Origin of the sequence: Arcobacter sp. CECT 8989, from assembly GCF_004116715.1 — a bacterium.
In the GTDB taxonomy this organism is placed as follows: domain Bacteria; phylum Campylobacterota; class Campylobacteria; order Campylobacterales; family Arcobacteraceae; genus Halarcobacter.
In genome coordinates, this window is the sequence record NZ_PDKE01000134.1 from 1 (window position 1) to 389 (window position 389).

General features: G+C 34.4%; 1 protein-coding gene. It reads left to right on the top strand.

All coding sequences use genetic code 11. From position 1 onward, the window contains the following. Positions 1-389, top strand: a 389-nt coding sequence (locus CRV02_RS14715) for a methyl-accepting chemotaxis protein (protein ID WP_258239346.1), incomplete at both ends; no start/stop codon positions are given.

A 389-nucleotide genomic window follows, 5' to 3' on the forward strand; every position in this document is an offset into this window, starting at 1 on the left:
GCACAATTGTAAGCAATGGACAAAACATCCAACAAATGAACCAATATACAGATGACCTAAACTCATCTGCAAAACAAGGACAAAACCTTGCACAAAAAACTACTTCTGCAATGGAAGATATTACTGAACAAGTAACATTGATTAATGAATCGATTTCTATTATTGATCAAATTGCTTTCCAAACAAATATTCTTTCACTAAATGCAGCAGTTGAAGCAGCAACTGCAGGTGAAGCTGGAAAAGGTTTTGCAGTTGTAGCAGCAGAAGTAAGAAACCTAGCTAGTAGATCAGCTGAAGCAGCTAAAGAGATTAAAGATTTAGTTGAAAATGCAACAAGTAAAGCAAATGAAGGTAAATCTATTAGTGCTGATATGATTACTGGATATAAC